The organism is Streptomyces sp. NPDC056361, from assembly GCF_042262805.1.
Classification (GTDB): domain Bacteria; phylum Actinomycetota; class Actinomycetes; order Streptomycetales; family Streptomycetaceae; genus Streptomyces.
In genome coordinates this window covers 56,378-75,365 of record NZ_JBHJQI010000010.1, presented here as the reverse complement: position 1 = coordinate 75,365, position 18,988 = coordinate 56,378, and the positions used below count along the sequence as shown (strand labels likewise).

Here is an 18,988-nt window from a genome sequence, read left to right as displayed (position 1 = left end):
CCATGAATCGGCGCACACTGCTCGCAGCGGGTACCGGCTACGCGGCGGCCGCCTGGACAGTGGGCTGGGGTAGCGGTCAGGTGAGGGCCGCGCCCAGCGGCGGTTCTGCCCCTGCTACCGGCGGGCAGCGGCCCCTGGGCTCCGCATCCGCCGCAGTCGGCAGCCATGCGGTCGCGCCCCGCGCCGCTGACTGGTCCGCGCTCGACAGGGGTCTCCAAGGTGGTCTGATACGTCCGGGTGATGCCGACTACGCCACCGCCCGCCTGCTGTACAACACCCGCTTCGACAGTCTGCGCCCCGCCGCCGTCGCCTACGTGTCCAACACCGCCGACATCGCCGAGTGCCTGGCCTTCGCACGCCGCCACGGTACCTCCGTCGCCATTCGCAACGGCGGCCACTCCTATGCCGGTTGGTCCAGCGGCAACGGACGCCTGGTCATCGACGTCTCTGCGCTGAAGTCCATTCGCAGCGGCTCCGGCAGTGCCGTCATCGGGGCCGGCGCCAAGCTCATCGACGTCTACACCCAGCTCGGCGCACGAGGTGTCACCATCCCCGGCGGATCTTGTCCCACGGTCGGCATCTCCGGCCTGACGCTCGGGGGCGGTCACGGTGTGGTCTCGCGCGCCTATGGGCTCACCTCCGACAACCTCACCGGCGCCCGCATCGTCACTGCCGACGGCAGGACCCTCGACGTGTCCAAAGACCGGGAGACTGACCTGTTCTGGGCACTGCGCGGCGCAGGAAACGGAAATTTCGGCGTCGTCACCGAACTCCGGTTCCGCACCCACAAGGCCGCCGACGGCGTCACCGCGCACATGACCTGGCCCTGGTCCAAGGCCGCTGCCGCACTCCGCTCCTGGCAGGAGTGGGGCCCGGCCCAGCCCGACGAGATCTGGTCAGCGCTGCACCTGTCCGCTGTCGCCGGCCGGACTCCCACCGTCTCCATCAGCTGCTTCTCACTCGGCACGTACGGCGCTCTGCAGAACGCCGTCGACCGGCTGGCGGACCGCGCCGGCGGCCCCGGCGCCGCCTCCCGCATCACCATGCGGCGCCGCGGCTACCTCGACACCATGCGGATGTACGCGGGTTGCGCGACGAAGTCCACCACCCAGTGTCATCTGCCCGGCAGAACCCCGGGGCGCCAGCCCACCGGCGTGCTCCAGCGCGAGACGTACGCGGCGCGCTCGGACTTCTTCGACCGCTCGCTCAGTACCGCCGGCATCCGGTCGCTGCTCGACCAGGTCGAACGCCACGGGCGCAGCAGCAGCGGCGGCGCCGTATCCGTCGCGCTCACCGCCTTGGGCGGAGCTGTCAACCGCGTTTCCCCGCAGGCGACCGCCTTCGTACACCGGAACTCGCGCTTCCTGGCGCAGTACACCGCATCCTGGCCCGCCGGTCATACCGCGGGGGCGGCGACGGCCTGGCTGGACGGCACGCACACCGCGATGCGCCGGCACGCTTCGGGCGCGGCGTACCAGAACTACACGGACGCGAGTTTGAGCAACTGGCGCTCCGCGTACTACGGCTCGGCCGCTCACCGGCTGGCTGAGCTGAAGAGGCGTTACGACCCGGGCAGGGTTTTCGACTTCCCGCAGGCTCTGTGAGCCGACGTGGGTGTCGTCACGCAGCAGCGCCCCGGACCACCGGCGCCGGAGGTGCGATGTGCGCTGCCCGCGCACGCGGGACCTGCGGTGTCCTCGGTGGCGAGGTCGGCGGACTGCGCCCCGCGAGTGGTGGGGCGGGCGCCGTCGGTGAAGTACGGGTAGTGGTTGCAGAGTTCATCGCACGATCTGCCGGGTGGCGCCCGGCCTCCGGGCCCGGTAGGTGCCGTCGGAGACGCTGATGAGAGGCCCGGCCACCGCCCGGTCCGGCGCAACGCCGGGCAGCTCGCGGGCGACAGGTCTGCATAACGTGGATGCGCGCGTACGACACCACTGCCGAGGCCGGCACGTTCAACTCACGCGGAAAGGTGCGATGTTCGACACCGAAGACGTGGGCGTGTTCCCCGGCCTGGACGTCGGCAAGAGTGCTCACCACGGCCACGGGCTCACCCCGGCCGGAAAGAAAGTCTTCGACAAGCAGCTGCCCAACAGCGAGCCGAAACTGCGGGCCGTCCTCGACAAACCGACCGCGAAGTTCGGCACGGTCCTCGTCATCGTGGACCAGCCCGCCTCCATCGGCGCCCTTCCGCTGACCGTCGCACGCGACGCCGTGCCGAAGGTGTGGATGCCCGCGGCCCAGGCGGCGTCGACGGCCAGCGCGGTGGTGGTGACCACAGCGGACTGCGGCGGCGCCGGGTGGGCGATCGCGGCGGCGACCTCATCGGCCGTCACGAGCTGTCCGGTGGGCCGGCGGTGAGGTCCGAGAGTCCGTGCACGGTGCCGTCACGGGTGCGGACCGCCGGGATCTCCTTGTCGGGCGCGCCCAGGCGCATCAGTTCATGGTGTAGCCCCCTGACGGCCCGGAGGACGTTGCTCCGGGCCTGGTCGGTTCGGATGAATGGCCGGCTCGGTTGACGGAGAGGGGATGTGTCCGGCGTAGGGGAACGTGGGGCGTCCATGGCGCTGCGGCGGGCCCGGTCTTCGGGGCCGGTGCTCCCGCGACACGCGTTCTGTGGCGACGGCTGTCGGAGGAGCACCGGTCCGGCCGGTTCACCCGGAAGGTTGGAGCGGCTTCACCTTCCGGGCTGTGCCGTTCATTCGCACCGTGACGTTCCCTCGGTTCCGCGCCCGGTCGGCCACGATCCTGTATGACGTCACCTTCCCGTCCCGCCACTCGCAGCTGACCTCGTAACCGCCACGAGCGCGGAGCCCGGTGAACGAGCCGTTGGCCTTCCACGTGTCCGGCAGGGCGGGCAGCAGGTGGATGACGCCGTCGTGGCTCTGCAGCAGCATCTCCGCCACCGCGCCCGTGATGCCGAAGTTTCCGTCCATCTGGAAGGGCGGGTGGTTGCAGAACAGGTTGGGCAGCGTGTTGTAGGTCAGCAGTCCGCGCAGCATGATCTGGGCGCGCTGCCCGTCACCGAGCCGGGCGAAGAGGGCCGCCCGCCAGGGCCAGGTCCACGAGCGGCGGCTGTCGCCCGACACGGTCGCGGCCGTGAAAGGGACGCCCTCCCGCTCGCCGCAGCGTGCTTTGAGCGAGACGAGGGCCGCGGCGGCGAAGTCGGGCGTCTTCGGGGTGATCTGGCGCCCCGGGTAGACCGCGAAGAGGTGCGAGGTGTGGCGGTGGATGTCGGTGGGGCTGTCGATGTCCTCCTGCCACTCCTGCAGCTGACCCCACCGGCCGATCTTGTTCGGCGCGAGCCGGGCCTGCATGTCCGCGACCTTGGCCCGGTAGACGGCATCCGCGTCGAGCGCCGCCTCGCAGTCGAGGTAGTTCTGGAACAGGTCCCAGATGAGCTGCTGGTCGTACATGACGCCGTCCTCGCGCGGACCGTGCTCGGGAGACCAGCCGTCCGGCGCGACGAGGAGTCCGTCCTCGCGTTCCTTGAGGCGGTCCTCCCAGAACTCGCAGATCTCCTTGATCATGGGGTAGGCGACGGTACGCAGGTAGCCAAGGTCCTGGGTGAACGCCCAATGCTCGTAAAGGTGTTGTGCGTACCAGGCGCTCGCGACGGTGTTCCACTCCCACGCGTTGCCGCCGAAGACGCTCTGGCTGGTACGGGCGGTCCAGCCGCGCGTGTCCTGGCCGAAGGCGTTGCGGGTCGCCACCCGGCTGGGTACCGCCACCTGCCGGATGAACCCGACGAGCGCCTCGTGGCACTCCGGCAGGTTCGTCGTCTCGGCTCCCCAGTAGTTCATCTGGACGTTGATGTTGGTGTGGTAGTCGGAGGCCCACGCGGGCTGGTTGCTGTCGTTCCAGAGACCCTGGAGGTTGGCGGGCAGTCCTTTCGGGCGCGAGGAGCTGATGAGCAGGTACCGGCCGTAGTCGAACATCGACTGCTCGAGTTCCGGGTCCGCCCCGCCTTCCGCGTACCGCACCAGCCGGGACTTGGCAGGCAGCGCGACGACGGCGGCGTCGGTGGTGCCCCAGGTCACCGAGACGCGGTTCATCAGGGCGCGCGTCTCGGCGGTGTGCTCGTCGCGCAGCTCGCCGTAGGAACGGGCGGCCGCCCTGCCGAGGGTCTTCGTGACGACCGGGGCCGGATCGGCTCCGCGCCACCCGGCGGCGGCGTCGAGCTTGTAGTCCGTGCGGGCGTCGAGGAGCAGGGTCAGGGTCGTGCAGCCGTCGAACCGGAGCACCGAGCCGTCGGCGTGGAAGGTGCCGTCGGTGTGTACGGCCTGGACGGTGCACGCGTGCTTGAGGCCGTTGCCCATGACGCCGGTGAAGGCGATCCGTCGGGCGCCGGCGTCGACGGTCGTCGGGGTGTTGTCCTGTGCGGACGTGAGCGAGATCGCTCCGGTGAGTCCGCCGACCCTGTCCGACGTGTACCGGAAGACCATGACGTCCGCGGCCCGGCCGGCGAAGGCCTCTCGCAGCACGCGCCGTCCTGGCGCGCCGAAGCGGGTGACGTGGATGCCGTTCACGAAGTCGAGGGCGCGCTGGTAGTCGACGACCGCGCGCTGCGTGCGCGTGTCGAAGCCCGCGCCTTCCAGCGCGATCTCCGCGATCTGCAGGCCGGTGGAGGCAGTGCCGGGAGTCAGGGTGAGCCGGTAGCTGCGGTAGGCCGTGGTGTTGGGGATCCGGAAGGTCCGGGTCTCGCCGCGGCCGGCGAAGGGCGCTCCTGGGTTCTGCGTATCGAGGGTCACCCAGGCGTCACCGTCCTTCGACGCCTGGAGCGCCCATCGCCCGGGGTCGTCCTGCGGACGGTCGCCTGCCGCTGTCAGGGAGTAGGAGGCGACGACGACCGCGCGTGCCAGGTCGATCTGCCAGACGACCGCAGGCGCGGCAGCGTCGACCCGCCAGACGGTGGCCGGGTCGCGGTCCACGGAGCACGAGAGGTCCGTGGCCGGGCGGTTGGTCCCCGCGCCGGATCCCTCGGCGTGCCCGCTCGGCGACGAGACGTACATCGCATCGCCTCCGAGGTCGACACCGGTCAGCCCGATCTCACTCACCTGGAAGTGGCTGACGCCTGCCTTGGGGACGAAGTCGAACCGGTAGAAGCGGTAGGACCCGGCGTCGGCGCAGGTGAATTGCTTCGTCTGGAAGCGGCCCTCGAAGGGTGTCGCCAGAGTGCGGCTGTCCAGCGCGGTCCACTCGACGCCGTCGGCGGAGCCGGAGAGCGTCCATTCCTGCGGGTCGCGCTGGGGCACGTCGTTGGCGCTCGTCAGGCGGTAGGACGGGACCGGGACGGGCTCGGGAAGCTCCACCTGCCACTGCACCTTCGAGCCGGGTGCCTCGATGCACCACTTGGTTCCCGAGTTGCCGTCGTAGGTCTTGTCGACCTCTTCCGACGGGGAGGTCCGGTACGGCCCTCCCGGGGCCGTGACCTTGGGGGCGGGAGTGAAGGCGACGACGACGTCACCGAAGTTCCGGTACGAGCCGAAGCCGGTCATGCCGGTGTCGAAGTCACTGTCCGGCTTGCCCGCGAGGGCGTTGTCGTAGTCGTTGACGCCGCCCCACAGACTCTGCTCGTTGAACTGGATGCGCTCCACATGAGGATCGGCGAAAAGCATGGCGCCGAGTCGGCCGTTGCCGATCGGCAGGGCCTGCGACTGCCAGTCCGTGGCGGGGGCGGTGTACCTCAGCGCCTTGCGCGACAGGGTCGGCCACTGGACGGGGGGCGGGGCGGCGGTGCCTGCGGCGGACGCCTGGGCGACCGGGGTACCGCCGGTCAGCTGAGTGACCAACGGCGCGAGGGCGAGGGCACCGCTGAACTTGAGAAGGCTTCTGCGCTTGGGTTCGTTTTCATGGATCACGACGAGATCTCCCGGCCAATTCATCGGTTCTTTCACGGAGAAAGTGGCGGCCACGGCGCCATGGAGCGAAGCGTCGTCATCATTTCCAATGAATAGATCCGATGTCTAGAGGCGTGCAATGATGACTCACCGAACGCGGACGGACGCAGAGCGTGACTCGTCGAGGGGTGGGGCGAGCAGGGGCGTACCGGTTGGACCCGGAGTCGTACGGCTTCGCCGGCCGTTCTGCGCCGCTGCCCGAGGGCAGTCCTCGGCCGGAATCCGACACGCGGATCCACGTCCCGGCCTCGGCCTCTCGGCTGGGTCAGGCGTGCGCGGACCCGTCCACGCCGAGGGTCTCGCGCAGCCACTGCTCGACCTCTCCGACGTGCACCGTCGCCCACGCCTGCGCGAGTTCGGGCCTGCGGGCGGCGATGGCCTCGTAGATCGCCCGGTGCTGCTGCTGGGTTCGTTCCACGGCGCCGTCGTCCGCACGGCCACGCCACAGCCGGGCGCGTGCGGTGGGCCCGGACAAGCCCTCGATCAACGACGCGAGCACCGCGTTGCCCGAGCCCACTGCCAGCAGACGGTGGAATTCGAGGTCGTTGTCGATCAGGGCGTCCAGCGAAGGCGCGTCATCGAGCCGGTCGAGGACCTCGCCCAGCGCGGCGATCTGCTCGTCCGGCATCACGCGGGCGGCCATCGCCGCGGCGGCCGGTTCGAGGATCCGCCGGACCTCCAGGAACTGGAGCACGGTGTCGTCCTGCTGGAGGTCGGCGACGAACGTCAGCGCGTCGAGGAGCAGGTCGGGTTCCAGGCTCGTCACGTACGTGCCGTCGCCCTGGCGGACGTCGAGGACCCGGATGAGCGAGAGCGCCTTCACCGCCTCGCGGAGGGAGTTGCGGGAGAGGCCGAGCCGCTCGGCCAGGTCGGCCTCGCGCGGAAGCTTGGAGCCGGGACCGAGTTCACCGCCGACGATCATGGCCTTGATCTTCTCGATCGCCTCATCGGTGACTGGCACGACCTCGCCCCTCTCGAGTTCTGGTCCGTGCAGGATAGGTCACTCCCGTGGGTGGGGCCCAAAACCGTAGACATCGATCGCGTTGTCATGGAAGACCGCGTCCCGCTCCGCCGGGCTCAGTCGGTCGGTGAGGCGTTCGGCGGTCCGGACGACCTCGCGGTAGGAGGCCTGGAGCGTGCAGACCGGCCAGTCCGAGCCGAAGAGCAGCCGTCGTGGGCCGAAGGCGTCCAGGACGGTGTCGGCGTACGGAGCGAGTTCCTCGACCCGCCATGTGTCGGGGGCGGCCTCGGTGACCATGCCGGAGAGCTTGCACACGGTGTGGGGCAGGGCGGCGAGACGGCGTACGTCGGCGGCCCAGGGTTCGAGTGCGCCTGCGGCGATCGGCGGTTTGCCGAGGTGGTCGAGGACGAAGGTCAGCCCGTCGAGCCGCGCCGCCGCCTCCTCGCAGGCGGCCAGTTGATCCGGTGTGACGACGAGGTCGTAGGCGAGCCCGGCGTCGGCGACGGCGGCCAGCCCGCGCTGTACGTCGGGCCGCAGCAACCAGTCGGGGTCCGCTTCCTCCTGCACCTGGTGGCGGATGCCCACCAGCCGGTCACCGCCCGGTCCTTCGCGCAGGGCGACGAGCGCGTCGGCGACGCCGGGGGCGGTCAGGTCGGTCCAGCCGACGACGCCGGCGACGAGATCGCTCTCGGCGGCGAGGGCCAGGAGCTCGGGTGTCTCGTCCGGGACGCAGACCGTCTGGACGACGACGGTGGCGGCCACGCCGGCCGCCCGCGCCTCGGGAGCGAGGTCGTCCGCCGAGAACGAGCGGGCCAGCGGTGCGAGCGCGTCGCCCGTGATCCAGGGCTGCGGGCGCACCGACAGATCCCACACGTGGTGGTGCGCGTCGATGATCTGCCGGTCGTTCACAGCTGCCACACCACCGGAAGTCCGGCTCCGGCCCCGAGCTCGGAGTAGTCGTGGGTCACGTCGAGGAGGTCGGCCATCCGCGCCTGCCAGCCCACGTTGACCGGAAGGTGTTCGAGCTCGCCGAGCAGGCGGGCGTAGTCCTCGCATTCGAGGACGTGGAAGAGTTCGCGGCCGCTGCGCCAGATCGTCCAGGAGTCGACCCCGGCGGCGCGGATGGCGGCGGTGAGTTCCTCGGGCACCGCCCGGTGTGCGGCCTCGTACTCCTCGATCCGGTCCGCGCGGACGCGCGTGTGCAGGGCGATCCTCATGGTTTCTCCGGGTGGGTGGGGTCGACGACGATGACGTCCAGGGTGCGCGGGCCGTGGACGCCTTCGACGCGGTCGAGTTCGATGTCGCTGGTGGCGGAAGGCCCGGAGACGAAGGTGAGCGGCCGGGTCGGGTCGAGCCGGGCGAGGGCGTCGGGGACGTCGGCGGCGATCTGCTCGGCGTACACGACACAGAGGTGATAGTCGGGGATGAGGGTGAGTGCGCGGCGGCCCTGTCCGGGGCCGGTGTCGAGGACGACGGTCCCGGTGACGGCGATGCCGGCCGCCGCGAGGGTGAGCGTCCCGTCCAGCGCGTCCAGGTCGGAGACATCCTGGGGTTCCCTGTGCCAGGTCCAGGGGCCGGGAGGCAGCAACTCGACGGGAAAACCGCCCGGTAGGGCAAGGTGGTGAACACCGCGGGAGGCGAGCGTGGCGGCGAGGGTGGCGGGGAGCCCGGCCTCGTCGGTGCGGTGGACGGTGGCACGGTAGTCGGCGACCCGTTCGGCGAACAGGGCGACGAGATCCTCGCCGGGCGTGGTGTGGCTGCGGAGGTACGCACGGGGTACGGGCACGTCGTCGGGTGTCTCGTCGGGTGGGACGTCGGCGAGTGCGGCACGGATGCGGCCGAGTACGGCGTCGCGGCTGCTCATCACTCCTCTTCCTTCGCTCTGTTCTCGCGCCACCAGGTACGGAAGGACTCGGCGGGCGGGGCCGGGGTGTCGCGGGTGTCGGACCAGCCGTGCAGCGGGCCGGGCAGGTGGCCGATGCGCCCGCCCCTGGCGAGGGCGCGGCCGCCGATGCTCGCGGCCTTCTGCGCGGCGGTGAGCAGTGCCGGTGAGTCGAGGACGGTGGCGGCGGCCTTCATGGCCAGGGCCTCAGTGGTGGGCAGGCGTTTCGCGGACCGCTTGGCCTCGACGACCTCGGCCCGCAGGTGGGCCAGCACCTCCGGGATGTCGATCTTCACGGGGCAGGCGTCGTAGCACGCGCCGCACAGTGTCGAGGCGAACGGGAGGGAGGCCGCGTTCTCGACGCCCACGAGCTGTGGAGTGAGGACGGCGCCGATCGGGCCGGGGTAGACCGATCCGTAGGCGTGACCGCCGGTCCGCTCGAAGACCGGGCAGACGTTGAGGCAGGCCGAGCAGCGGATGCAGGCGAGTGCCTGGCGGCCGACGGTGTCGGCGAGGGTGTCGGTGCGGCCGTTGTCGAGGAGGACCAGGTGGAACGCGGACGGTCCGTCGCCGTCCGTGGTGCCGGTCCAGGTGGACGTGTACGGGTTCATCCGCTCGCCGGTGGAGGAGCGGGGGAGGAGCTGGAGGAAGACCTCCAGGTCGGACCAGGTGGGGATGACCTTCTCGATGCCCATGACCGTGATGAGGGTCTGCGGCAGGGTCAGGCACATGCGGCCGTTGCCCTCGGACTCCACCACGACGACGGTGCCGGTGTCGGCGACGGCGAAGTTGGCACCGGAGACGGCCACCTTGGCGGTGAGGAACTTCTCCCTCAGGTGGCGGCGGGCCGCCTCGGCGAGTTCGGCCGGGTCGTCGCCGAGGCCGTCGGGCGCCGGCTCCCCCCAGCGGCCCATCTCGGCGGCGAAGAGGTCCCTGATCTCGGTGCGGTTCTTGTGGATGGCGGGGACGAGGATGTGGGAGGGGCGGTCGTCGCCGAGCTGGACTATGAGCTCGGCGAGGTCGGTCTCGTACGCGGTGATCCCGGCGTCGGCGAGGTGCTCGTTGAGGCCGATCTCCTGGGTCGCCATCGACTTGATCTTCACGACCTCGCGTTCGCCGGTGGCCCGGACGAGGTCGGTGACGATGCGGTTGGCCTCGGCCGCGTCGGATGCCCAGTGGACGGTGCCGCCGGCGGCCGTGACGGACTGCTCCAACTGGACGAGGTAGTGGTCGAGATGGCGGGCGGTCCGCTTCTTGATCGCGGCGGCCGACGTCCGCAGCTCTTCCCAGTCGTCCAGCTCGGAGGCGACGGCGAGACGCTTGTCGCGGATCGTGGACGTGGCCCGCTTCAGGTTGGCCCGCAGCTGAGGGTCCTTGAGCGCGTCGCGGGCGGCGTCGGGGAAGGAGGGGGAGCCGAGCCAGACGACTCCGCGGTCACCAGGGGTGCTCATCGTTCGGCTCCTTCGACCTGCGCGAGGATCTCCGCCAGGTGCATGGTCCGTACGGTGCTGTCCTGGCGGGACAGTCCGCCGCCGATGTGCATCAGGCAGGAGTTGTCGGCGGCGCACAGCACCTCGGCGCCGCTGTCCAGGATTCCTCGGGTCTTGTCGGCGAGCATCGCGCTCGACGTCTCGGCGTTCTTGACGGCGAAGGTGCCGCCGAAACCGCAGCAGGAGTCGGCGGCCGGGAAGTCGACGAGCTCGATGTCCTTCACCGCACGCAGGAGTCGATGCGGCCGATCGCCCAGGCGCAGGCCGCGCAGGGAGTGGCAGGTGGGGTGGTACGTCACCCGGTGCGGGAACCGCGCGCCGACGTCCGTGACTCCCAGCACGTCGACGAGGAACTCGGTGAACTCATGTACGCGGGGCACCACTTCGGCGACCTTCCGCTGGAGCGCGGCGGATCCGTGGTCCCGGGCGAGGACGGGGTGCTGGTCGCGGATCATGCCGGCGCACGACGCGGAGGGCGTGACCACCGCGTCGTACCCGTCGAAGGTCCGCGCGAAGCGGTCCACCAGGGGAACGGCCTCCGGCCGGTAGCCGGTGTTGAAGTGCATCTGCCCGCAGCAGGTCTGCTCCTGCGGGAAGTCCACGGTGTGGCCGAGCCGTTCGAGGACGGTCACCACGGCCCGGCCCGTGTCCGGGAACATCGTGTCGTTGAAGCAGGTGAGGAAGAGGGCGACGCGCATCAGCCGGCCTCCCCGGGGGTCGGGACGTCCGAGGGCAGCAGCCCGCGTTCCTTGAGTTCCGCCCACAGCGCGTCCGGGACGGGGTGGCCGAGCATGGCGCCCGCGTCGCGGGCCTCGGCGGCGCTGCGGGTGCCGACCAGGACACTCGCGACAGCCGGGTGCCCCAGGGGGAAGCGGAGGGCGGCGGCGCGCAGCGGCACCCCGTGGCGTTCGCAGACGGCCTTGAGGCCCAGTGCCCGGGCCAGCAGGTCGGGCGGCGCGGCGGTGTAGTCGTACGTCGCGCCGGGTCGCGGGTCGGCGAGCAGGCCGGAGTTGAAGGCGCCGCCGATGACGACGTCCACGCCGCGGTCGGTGGCGAGTGGCAGCAGCTCGGTGAGGCCGCGCTGGTCGAGGAGGGTGTAGCGGCCGGCAAGGAGGACGGCGTCGATGTCGGTCTCGCGGACGAAGCGGGCGAGGAGGTCTGCCTGGTTCATGCCCACGCCGATCGCGCCGACCATCCCCTCGTCCCGCATCCGGGCCAACTCGGGGTACGCCTCGTCGAGAGCCGGCCCGGCGTGGTCGTCCGGGTCGTGGAGGTAGACGACGTCGATCCGGTCGAGGCCGAGCCGCTCCAGGCTCCCTTCGATCGATCGTCGTACACCCCGTGCGCTGAAGTCCCAGCGCCGGCGGTGGGTGGCGGGCACGGCGAAGCCGTTCGCGAGGTCGTCGCCCGGGGCTCCCGGCGTCGGCTCCAGGAGGCGGCCGACCTTGGTGGACACGACGTAATCGTTCCGGGGGCGGGAGCGCAGGGCGGCGCCCAGGCGCCGTTCGGACAGGCCGAGGCCGTAGTGCGGGGCGGTGTCGAAGTACCGTACGCCCGCGTCCCAGGCGGCGTGCACTGCCTGCTCCGCCTCGGCGTCGGCGACGGCGGTGAACAGGTTGCCGATCCCGGCCGCGCCGAAGGCGAGCTCGGTGACCCGTACGGCGCTGCGACCGAGTGCGTTCTGGTCCAGGGTCAAGGCTTCGGCTCCGGTCGCAGACGCAGTCCGGCCATGCCGCCGTCGACGGCGAGGGCGGTTCCGGTCACCGAGGCGGCGGCCGGGGAGGCGAGGTAGGCGATGGAGGCGGCGACCTCGTCGGCGGAGACCAGCCGTCCGGTGGGCTGGCGCGCTTCGAGTGCGGAGCGCTCCGCGGCGGGGTCGTCGGCGGCGCCGAGAAGGCGGCCGACCCACGGGGTGTCGACGGTGCCGGGGTTGACGCAGTTGACCCGGATGCCTTCGCGGACGTGGTCGGCGGCCATGGCGAGGGTGAGGGACAGCACCGCGCCCTTGCTGGCCGAGTACAGCGCGCGCTGCGGCAGTCCGGCGGTCGCGGCGATCGAGCAGGTGTTGACGATCGCGGCGTGTGCCGACCGCCGCAGGTGCGGCAGGGCGGCCCGGGTGGTGCGGACGACGCCGAGGACGTTGACGTCCAGGACGCGGTGCCACTGTGCGTCCGGGTTGTCCTCGACGGTGCCGGCGGCCCCGATACCGGCGTTGTTGACCAGGATGTCGATCCCTCCGAGAGTCTCGGCTGCCGCCTGCACGGCGCCGTGGACCGATTCGTCGTCGGAGACGTCGGCGGTGAAGCCGCGCAGGGGGGCGGGGACGCCGCTCGGGTCGAGGTCGAGGACGGCGACGTCCGCTCCGCGCTCGGCGAGCAGCCGGGCGGTGGCGAGGCCGATGCCGGAGGCACCGCCGGTGACCAGGGCGGTGAGCCCCGCGAGTTCGGTCGTCATGCCCGTCCCTCCGTGTCCTCGGCCGCGTCGGCGACCCAGAAGGCGCCGTGCGGGAAGGTGTACGTGTCGATGCTGGCCTGCTTCATGGTGGCGGAGAAGCCGGGCGTGACGGGGGCCCGGTAGTGTCCGCGGTCGATCACGACCGGGTCGAGGAAGTGCTGGTGGAGGTGGTCGACGAACTCGACCACCCGGTCCTGGGTGGTGCCGGAGAGCGCCACGTAGTCGAACATCGACAGGTGCTGGACGAGTTCGCACAATCCGACGCCGCCGGCGTGCGGGCACACGGGGACGCCGAACTTGGCGGCGAGCAGCAGGATGGCGAGGTTCTCGTTGACACCGGCGACGCGGGCGGAGTCCAGCTGGAGGACGTCGACGGCGCCGGCCTGGAGGAGCTGCTTGAAGACGATGCGGTTCTGCACGTGCTCGCCGGTGGCGACCTTGACCGGCTGGACGCCGCGACGGATGGCGGCGTGGCCGAGGACGTCGTCCGGGCTGGTGGGTTCCTCGATCCAGTACGGGTCGAACTCTGCGAGCGCGTTCGTCCACTCGATCGCCTCGTCGACGTCCCAGCGCTGGTTGGCGTCGATCGCCATGCGGATGTCCGGTCCGACGGCTTCCCGAGCGGCGCGGCAGCGGCGTATGTCGTCGGCGAGGTCGGCGCCGACCTTGAGTTTGATCTGGGTGAAGCCGTCCGCGACGGCCTTCTTGGCGAGGCGGGTGAGCTTCTCGTCGGTGTAGCCGAGCCAGCCGGGAGAGGTGGTGTAGGCGGGGTAGCCCTGCCGCAGCAGGCCGGCGGCGCGCTCGGCCGCACCCTGCCTGCCCTTGGTCAGCAGCTCCAGGGCCTCGTCCCGGGTGAGGGCGTCGCTGATGTACCGGAAGTCGATCTGGCTCACCAGCCATTCCGGGTCGGAGTCGGCGAGGAACTGCCAGACCGGCTTGCCCTCGCGCTTGGCCGCGAGGTCCCAGACCGCGTTGACGACGGCGCCGATCGCCATGTGCATCACCCCCTTCTCCGGCCCGAGCCAGCGCAGTTGGCTGTCGCCGACGAGGGCGCGGTAGACGTCTCCCGGATCGGCGCACACCTCGTCGACGCTCCTGCCGACGACGTGCTCGCGCAGGGCGTCGATGGCGGCGACCTGGACGTCGTTGCCGCGGCCGATGGTGAAGGTGAAGCCGTGGCCTTCGTGCTCGCCCGCGGACGTGCGCAGGACGACGTAGGCGGCGGAGTAGTCGGGGTCCGGATTCATGGCGTCGGACCCGTCCAGCTCCCGCGAGGTGGGGAAGCGGATGTCGTAGGTGTCGACCGCGGTGATCCGGGCTTCGGCTGAGGACAACTCGGTGCCTTTCACGCGTTGATGAACGTCTGGCGCTGGGTGCCGAGGCCGTCGATGGACAGCTCGACGGTGTCACCCGCGCGCAGGTAGGGGGTGCCGGGCAGGCCGAGGGCCACGCCGGCCGGGGTCCCGGTGTTGATGACGTCTCCGGGGCGCAGCACCATGTACTGGCTCAGGTACCAGACGAGGTGCGCGACGTCGAAGACCATGTTCTTGGTGTGACCGTTCTGGCGGACCTCGCCGTCGACGGCCAGGGTCAGGCCCAGGGTCTGGGGGTCGCCCGCCTCGTCGGGGGTGACCAGCCAGGGGCCGAGCGGGTTGAAGGTCTCGCAGGACTTGCCGAGGTCCCACTGGGCGGAGAACTCGAGCTGGAACTCCCGCTCGGACACGTCGTGGCTGACGGCGTAGCCGGCGATGTGGCCGTGGGCGTCGGCGGGGCTCGCGAGGTAGCGGGCCTCCCGGCCGATGACGACCGCGAGTTCGACCTCCCAGTCGGTCTTGACCGACCCGCGCGGGATCAGCACGTCGTCGTACGGGCCCACGACGGTGGAGGGGTCCTTCATGAACACCACCGGCCGCTCGGGGACGGGCGCGCCGGTCTCCTCGGCGTGGTCGCGGTAGTTGAGGCCGACGCAGACCACCTTGCCGGGACGGGCCACCGGGGCCCCTGTCCGCCGGCCGGCGACGTCGAGGCGCGGCAGCTCGCCTCGCGCGAGCGCCCGCCGGACGCGGTCGATCCCGCCCGAGGCGAGGAACGGCCCGTCGATGTCCGTGGTGAGGGTACTGAGGTCGAACGCGGCGCCGTCCTCGTCCAGGACCGCCGGGGTCTCGTCCCCGGGCATGCCGATACGCATCAGCTTCATGTCTCGTCTCCTGTCGTCGCTTCGGGGATCACGCCCCTCAAGCCGACACATCTGATGAATCCGCGGCGGCATGACCATACGAGCCTCCCTCGCCTCACCGCAAGGAGTCATCCGATGTTTGTCGACCGAGCGAGGCGCTCATCCCTCTCTCCACAGGTCAGCACGCTTGTGCCTTCACCTGACTATGCATCAAAGGCGCCCGGAAGCTGTTTCGTCATTCATCCGAGGTTTCCTCTTGTCAGTCAGGTTTCCGACTCGTAAGGTCCTCGTTGCCCCGAGCCATCCGATGACTCGGGAATCTCCGGCCGTTCCGCATCGCCGGATCACGCCCCCGGCTCCCCACCCCGTCAGGGGCACCCGCACTCCAGCCAAGGAGATCAGCACGATGAAGCCTCGCTCCTCCAGAATCGCGGCCACGGCCGCCGCCGTGGCCGTCCTGGCGGGGTTCGCCACCGCCTGCAACCGCGGCAGCGACACGGCCTCCTCCGGCGGCAAGCCGGCACTCGGCATCGACCTGCCGCGCGCGGACTCCGACTTCTGGAACTCCTACGCGCAGTACATCGAGCGGGACGCCAAGGGCCAGGGCCTCAACACCCTGCCGGTGAGCAACTCCCAGAACGACGTGACGAAGCTCGTGGCCAACGTCCAGGTCTTCCAGAACACCGGCGCCAAGGCCGTCGTCATGGCCCCGCAGGACACCGGCGCGATCGCCTCCACCCTCGAGACGCTCGCCTCCAGGAAGATCCCGGTGGTCAGCGTCGACACGCGTCCCGACAAGGGGGACGTCTACATGGTGGTGCGCGCCGACAACAAGGCGTACGGCACCAAGGCCTGCGAGTTCCTCGGCAAGCAGCTCGGAGGAAAGGGCAAGGTCGCGGAGCTCCAGGGCGCCCTGAGCTCCATCAACGGACGCGACCGCTCCGAGGCCTTCGCCGCCTGCATGAAGGAGAACTACCCCGGCATCAAGGTGATCGAGCTCGCCACCGACTGGAAGGGGGACGTCGCCTCGGCCAAGCTCCAGTCCACCCTGGCCGCCCATCCGGACCTCGGCGGCATCTACATGCAGGCCGGCGGCGTCTTCCTCCAGCCCACCCTCGCACTGCTCCAGCAGAAGGGCCTGCTCAAGCCCGCCGGACAGCCGGGACACATCAGCATCGTCTCCAACGACGGCATCCCGGCGGAGCTCAAGGCGATCCGCGAGGGCCAGATCGACGCGACCGTCTCGCAGCCCGCGGACCTCTACGCCAAGTACGCCCTCCACTACGCGCAGGCCGCCGCCGAAGGCAAGACCTTCAAGCCCGGCCCGACCGACCACCAGTCGACGATCGTCGCCCTGCCCAACGGCCTCGAGGACCAGCTCCCCGCCCCCTTGATCACCAAGGAGAACGTCGACGACAAGGCCCTGTGGGGCAACAACGTCGGCAAGTAGTCCCTCCCGGACCCCGTGAGCGGCGGCCTGCCGAGCACCTTCCGGCGCCGCCGCTCACGGTCCTGACCGCACGCCGCTCCAGCCGAAAGGACCCTCCCGCCATGGCGGACCCCAGCCCCGTCCGGGGCCCCGTCGTCGAGGCCGACGGGATCAGCAAGCGCTTCGGTGCCACGGTCGCCCTCAGCGACGCACGCATCTCCGTGGCACCGGGCGAATCCCACGCCCTCGTCGGCCGCAACGGCGCGGGCAAGTCCACGCTCGTGTCGATCCTCACCGGCCTGCAGCAGCCCGACACCGGCACCCTGCGCTTCCAGGGGCAGCCGGCGCCTGCGCCCGGTGACACCGACGCGTGGCGCTCCAAGGTGGCCTGCGTCTACCAGCGCTCCACGATCATCCCGGGCCTGACCGTCGCGGAGAACCTCTTCCTCGACCGGCAGAGCTCCGGTGCGCTGCGCCCGATCAGCTGGAAGCGGTTGCGGCACCGCGCGAGCGACCTGCTCGCCGAGTACGGCGTGGAGGTCGACCCGACCGCCCGCGCAGAGGACCTCACCGTCGAGCAGCGCCAGTTCGTGGAGATCGCCCGGGCCCTCTCCTTCGGCGCCCGGTTCATCGTCCTCGACGAGCCCACGGCCAAGCTCGACGCCCGCGGCATCGAGAAGCTCTTCGACAAGCTCCGCGCCCTCCAGCGGCAGGGCGTCGCCTTCCTCTTCATCTCCCACCACCTGCAGGAGGTGTACGAGCTCTGCTCCACGGTGACGGTCTACCGGGACGCCCGGCACATCACCACCGCCCCGGTGGCCGAGCTCGACCAGCAGGCCCTGGTGGAGGCGATGACCGGTGAGAGCGTCCGGGGTACCGAGCCCGCCTGGTCGGTGACCGGCCGCACGTCCGCGCACGGCGCTCCGCTCCTCGACGTCTCGGGCCTGAGCCTGACCGGCGTCTATCACGACGTCACCCTGACCGCACGCGCGGGTGAGGTCGTGGGGCTCGCCGGAGCGGCGGCCAGCGGCAACGTCCAGCTCGGCGAGACCCTGGCCGGACTGCGGCGCCCCCGGTCCGGCACGGTCACGGTCGCCGGCCGTCCCGTCCGCACCGGACGCGTTCCCGACGCCCTCGCGGCCGGCATCGGCTTCGTACCCGAGGACCGGCACATCCAGGGACTCGTGCCGGAGCGCAGCGTCGCCGAGAACGCCACCCTCACCGTCACCGATCAGCTCGGCCCGTTCGGCATGGTGCTGCCTTCACGGACCAGGGCCTTCGCCGAGCGGATGATCGCCGACCTCGACATCAAGACGCCCGGGGCCTCCGCCTCCGTCTCCGACCTGTCCGGCGGCAACCAGCAGAAGGTCGTCATCGCGCGCGCCCTCGCCACGGAGCCGCACGTCCTGGTCGCCGTCCGGCCGACCAACGGCGTGGACGTCAAGTCCAAGGAGTCCCTGCTCGGTACGGTCCGCGAGGTCGCCGACGACGGAAGGAGCGCCCTGATCGTCTCCGACGAACTCGACGACCTCCGGGTGTGCGACCGCGTCCTGGTCATGTTCCACGGACGCGTCGTCGCCGAGTTCCCGCACGGCTGGAGCGACGAACAACTCGTCGCCGCCATGGAGGGCATGACCGGCCTGAACCACACGAAGGAATCAGATGTCTCCCACCACTGAGATCCGCGCGGTCCCGACCGCGGCCGTTCCCGCGCCGGCGGACCGCCGCTTCACCCTGGCCCGCTACCGCGACCTGTCTCTCGTACCCGTCCTGCTCGTCCTGTGCGTCATCGGGTTCGCCGTGTCACCGGCCTTCCTCACGTCCGACAACCTCCTCGGCGTCGCACAGCAGGCCACCGAACTCAGCCTGCTCGTCCTGGCCCAGGCCCTGATCCTGATCTCCGGCCGGATGGACCTCTCCCTGGAATCCACCATCGGCGTCGCCCCGGTCATCGCCGTCTGGCTGGTCCTGCCCGACCACGGCGCCCGGTTCAACGGCCTCGGTCTGTTTCCCTACTGGGCCGCGATCCCGCTGTGCCTGCTGGTCGGCGCGGTCATCGGAGCGGTCAACGGCTTCCTCATCCTGAAGCTGCGCCTCAACGGCTTCATCGTCACGCTCGGCGCGCTCACCCTGCTCCGGGGCCTCCAGGTCGCTGTCTCCGAGGGCCAGTCGATCGTCAACCTGCCCAGCTCCTTCACGTACCTCGGCCGCGCGAGCTGGCTCGGCGTACCCGCTGCCATCTGGATCTGCGGACTCCTGTTCCTCGTCACCGGCAGCGCGCTCGCCTGGTTGCGCCACGGCCGCGCCCTCTACGCGATCGGCGGCAACTCCGAGGCCGCGCGCGCCGCGGGCATCCGGGTCGACCGCGTCGTGTGGACCGTTCTGATCCTCGGCAGTCTGATTGCCGCCTTCGCCGGAATCCTCTACACGGGTCACTACGGGTCCATCTCCGCCGACCAGGGCAACGGCTGGATCTTCCAGGTCTTCGCCGCCACCGTCATCGGCGGCGTCAGCCTCAACGGCGGCCGGGGCACTCTCTTCGGCGCGCTCACAGGCGTGCTCACACTCCAGCTCGTGGTCAACGTCATGACCCTCGCCGGAGTGCCACCGTTGTGGAACCAGTTCCTCAACGGCGCGATCATCATCGTCGCGCTGATCATTTCCCGCTTCGCCTCCGGCGAGAAGCAGGAATAGACCTC

General features: G+C 70.8%; 15 protein-coding genes and 1 pseudogene. 5 read left to right on the top strand and 11 right to left on the bottom strand.

Going from position 1 to position 18,988, the window contains the following annotated elements; all coding sequences use genetic code 11:
• Positions 1 to 2: 2 nt before the first annotated feature.
• Both ACFCY7_RS05430 and ACFCY7_RS05425 read left to right on the top strand, forming a co-directional pair.
• Positions 3 to 1,604, top strand: a complete 1,602-nt coding sequence (locus ACFCY7_RS05430; protein ID WP_376481527.1) for an FAD-binding oxidoreductase — start codon at positions 3 to 5, stop codon at positions 1,602 to 1,604.
• A gap of 370 nt (positions 1,605 to 1,974) precedes the next feature.
• Positions 1,975 to 2,211 (top strand): annotated as a pseudogene (locus ACFCY7_RS05425) (transposase); the annotation flags it as partial.
• Between the two features lie 440 nt (positions 2,212 to 2,651).
• On the opposite strand, the gene ACFCY7_RS05420 reads toward ACFCY7_RS05425, so the two are convergent.
• The 11 genes from ACFCY7_RS05420 to ACFCY7_RS05370 form a co-directional block, all read right to left on the bottom strand.
• Entirely contained in the window at positions 2,652 to 5,858 is a 3,207-nt protein-coding gene (locus ACFCY7_RS05420) for a glycoside hydrolase N-terminal domain-containing protein (RefSeq protein WP_376481525.1), read from the bottom strand.
• Positions 5,859 to 6,162: 304 nt separating this feature from the next.
• On the bottom strand, positions 6,163 to 6,858 hold the full coding sequence (locus ACFCY7_RS05415; RefSeq protein WP_376481523.1) for a FadR/GntR family transcriptional regulator: 696 nt from the start codon (positions 6,856 to 6,858) through the stop codon (positions 6,163 to 6,165).
• Positions 6,859 to 6,897: 39 nt separating this feature from the next.
• Positions 6,898 to 7,776 (bottom strand): amidohydrolase family protein, encoded by an 879-nt coding sequence (locus tag ACFCY7_RS05410; protein WP_376481521.1) that lies wholly within the window; start codon positions 7,774 to 7,776, stop codon positions 6,898 to 6,900.
• On the bottom strand, positions 7,764 to 8,075 hold the full coding sequence (locus ACFCY7_RS05405) for an L-rhamnose mutarotase (RefSeq protein WP_376481519.1): 312 nt from the start codon (positions 8,073 to 8,075) through the stop codon (positions 7,764 to 7,766). Before ACFCY7_RS05405 ends, ACFCY7_RS05410 begins: the two co-directional genes overlap by 13 nt.
• A complete protein-coding gene (locus ACFCY7_RS05400; protein WP_376481517.1) occupies positions 8,072 to 8,722 on the bottom strand; it encodes a lactate utilization protein C in 651 nt (216 codons plus the stop codon). The genes ACFCY7_RS05405 and ACFCY7_RS05400 overlap by 4 nt, the downstream gene beginning before the upstream one ends.
• Entirely contained in the window at positions 8,722 to 10,191 is a 1,470-nt protein-coding gene (locus ACFCY7_RS05395) for a LutB/LldF family L-lactate oxidation iron-sulfur protein (protein WP_376481516.1), read from the bottom strand. The genes ACFCY7_RS05400 and ACFCY7_RS05395 overlap by 1 nt, the downstream gene beginning before the upstream one ends.
• Positions 10,188 to 10,928, bottom strand: a complete 741-nt coding sequence (locus ACFCY7_RS05390) for a (Fe-S)-binding protein (RefSeq protein ID WP_376481513.1) — start codon at positions 10,926 to 10,928, stop codon at positions 10,188 to 10,190. Before ACFCY7_RS05390 ends, ACFCY7_RS05395 begins: the two co-directional genes overlap by 4 nt.
• Positions 10,928 to 11,920 carry an aldo/keto reductase gene (locus ACFCY7_RS05385; RefSeq protein WP_376481572.1) on the bottom strand — a complete coding sequence of 331 codons (993 nt, stop codon included), beginning with the start codon at positions 11,918 to 11,920 and terminating at the stop codon, positions 10,928 to 10,930. The genes ACFCY7_RS05390 and ACFCY7_RS05385 overlap by 1 nt, the downstream gene beginning before the upstream one ends.
• Positions 11,921 to 11,922: 2 nt before the next feature.
• Entirely contained in the window at positions 11,923 to 12,684 is a 762-nt protein-coding gene (locus tag ACFCY7_RS05380; RefSeq protein WP_376481511.1) for an SDR family NAD(P)-dependent oxidoreductase, read from the bottom strand.
• Positions 12,681 to 14,018 carry an L-fuconate dehydratase gene (locus ACFCY7_RS05375; protein WP_376481509.1) on the bottom strand — a complete coding sequence of 446 codons (1,338 nt, stop codon included), beginning with the start codon at positions 14,016 to 14,018 and terminating at the stop codon, positions 12,681 to 12,683. The genes ACFCY7_RS05380 and ACFCY7_RS05375 overlap by 4 nt, the downstream gene beginning before the upstream one ends.
• Positions 14,019 to 14,029: 11 nt before the next feature.
• Positions 14,030 to 14,881, bottom strand: a complete 852-nt coding sequence (locus ACFCY7_RS05370; protein ID WP_376481507.1) for a fumarylacetoacetate hydrolase family protein — start codon at positions 14,879 to 14,881, stop codon at positions 14,030 to 14,032.
• A gap of 385 nt (positions 14,882 to 15,266) precedes the next feature.
• On the opposite strand from ACFCY7_RS05370, the gene ACFCY7_RS05365 reads away from it, so the two are divergent.
• The 3 genes from ACFCY7_RS05365 to ACFCY7_RS05355 all read left to right on the top strand — a co-directional run bounded on the left by ACFCY7_RS05365 (position 15,267) and on the right by ACFCY7_RS05355 (position 18,983).
• Entirely contained in the window at positions 15,267 to 16,310 is a 1,044-nt protein-coding gene (locus ACFCY7_RS05365) for a sugar ABC transporter substrate-binding protein (protein ID WP_376481506.1), read from the top strand.
• 101 nt (positions 16,311 to 16,411) lie between these two features.
• Positions 16,412 to 17,968 carry a sugar ABC transporter ATP-binding protein gene (locus tag ACFCY7_RS05360; protein WP_376481504.1) on the top strand — a complete coding sequence of 519 codons (1,557 nt, stop codon included), beginning with the start codon at positions 16,412 to 16,414 and terminating at the stop codon, positions 17,966 to 17,968.
• Positions 17,952 to 18,983 (top strand): ABC transporter permease, encoded by a 1,032-nt coding sequence (locus ACFCY7_RS05355; RefSeq protein WP_376481502.1) that lies wholly within the window; start codon positions 17,952 to 17,954, stop codon positions 18,981 to 18,983. Before ACFCY7_RS05360 ends, ACFCY7_RS05355 begins: the two co-directional genes overlap by 17 nt.
• Positions 18,984 to 18,988: the final 5 nt, after the last annotated feature.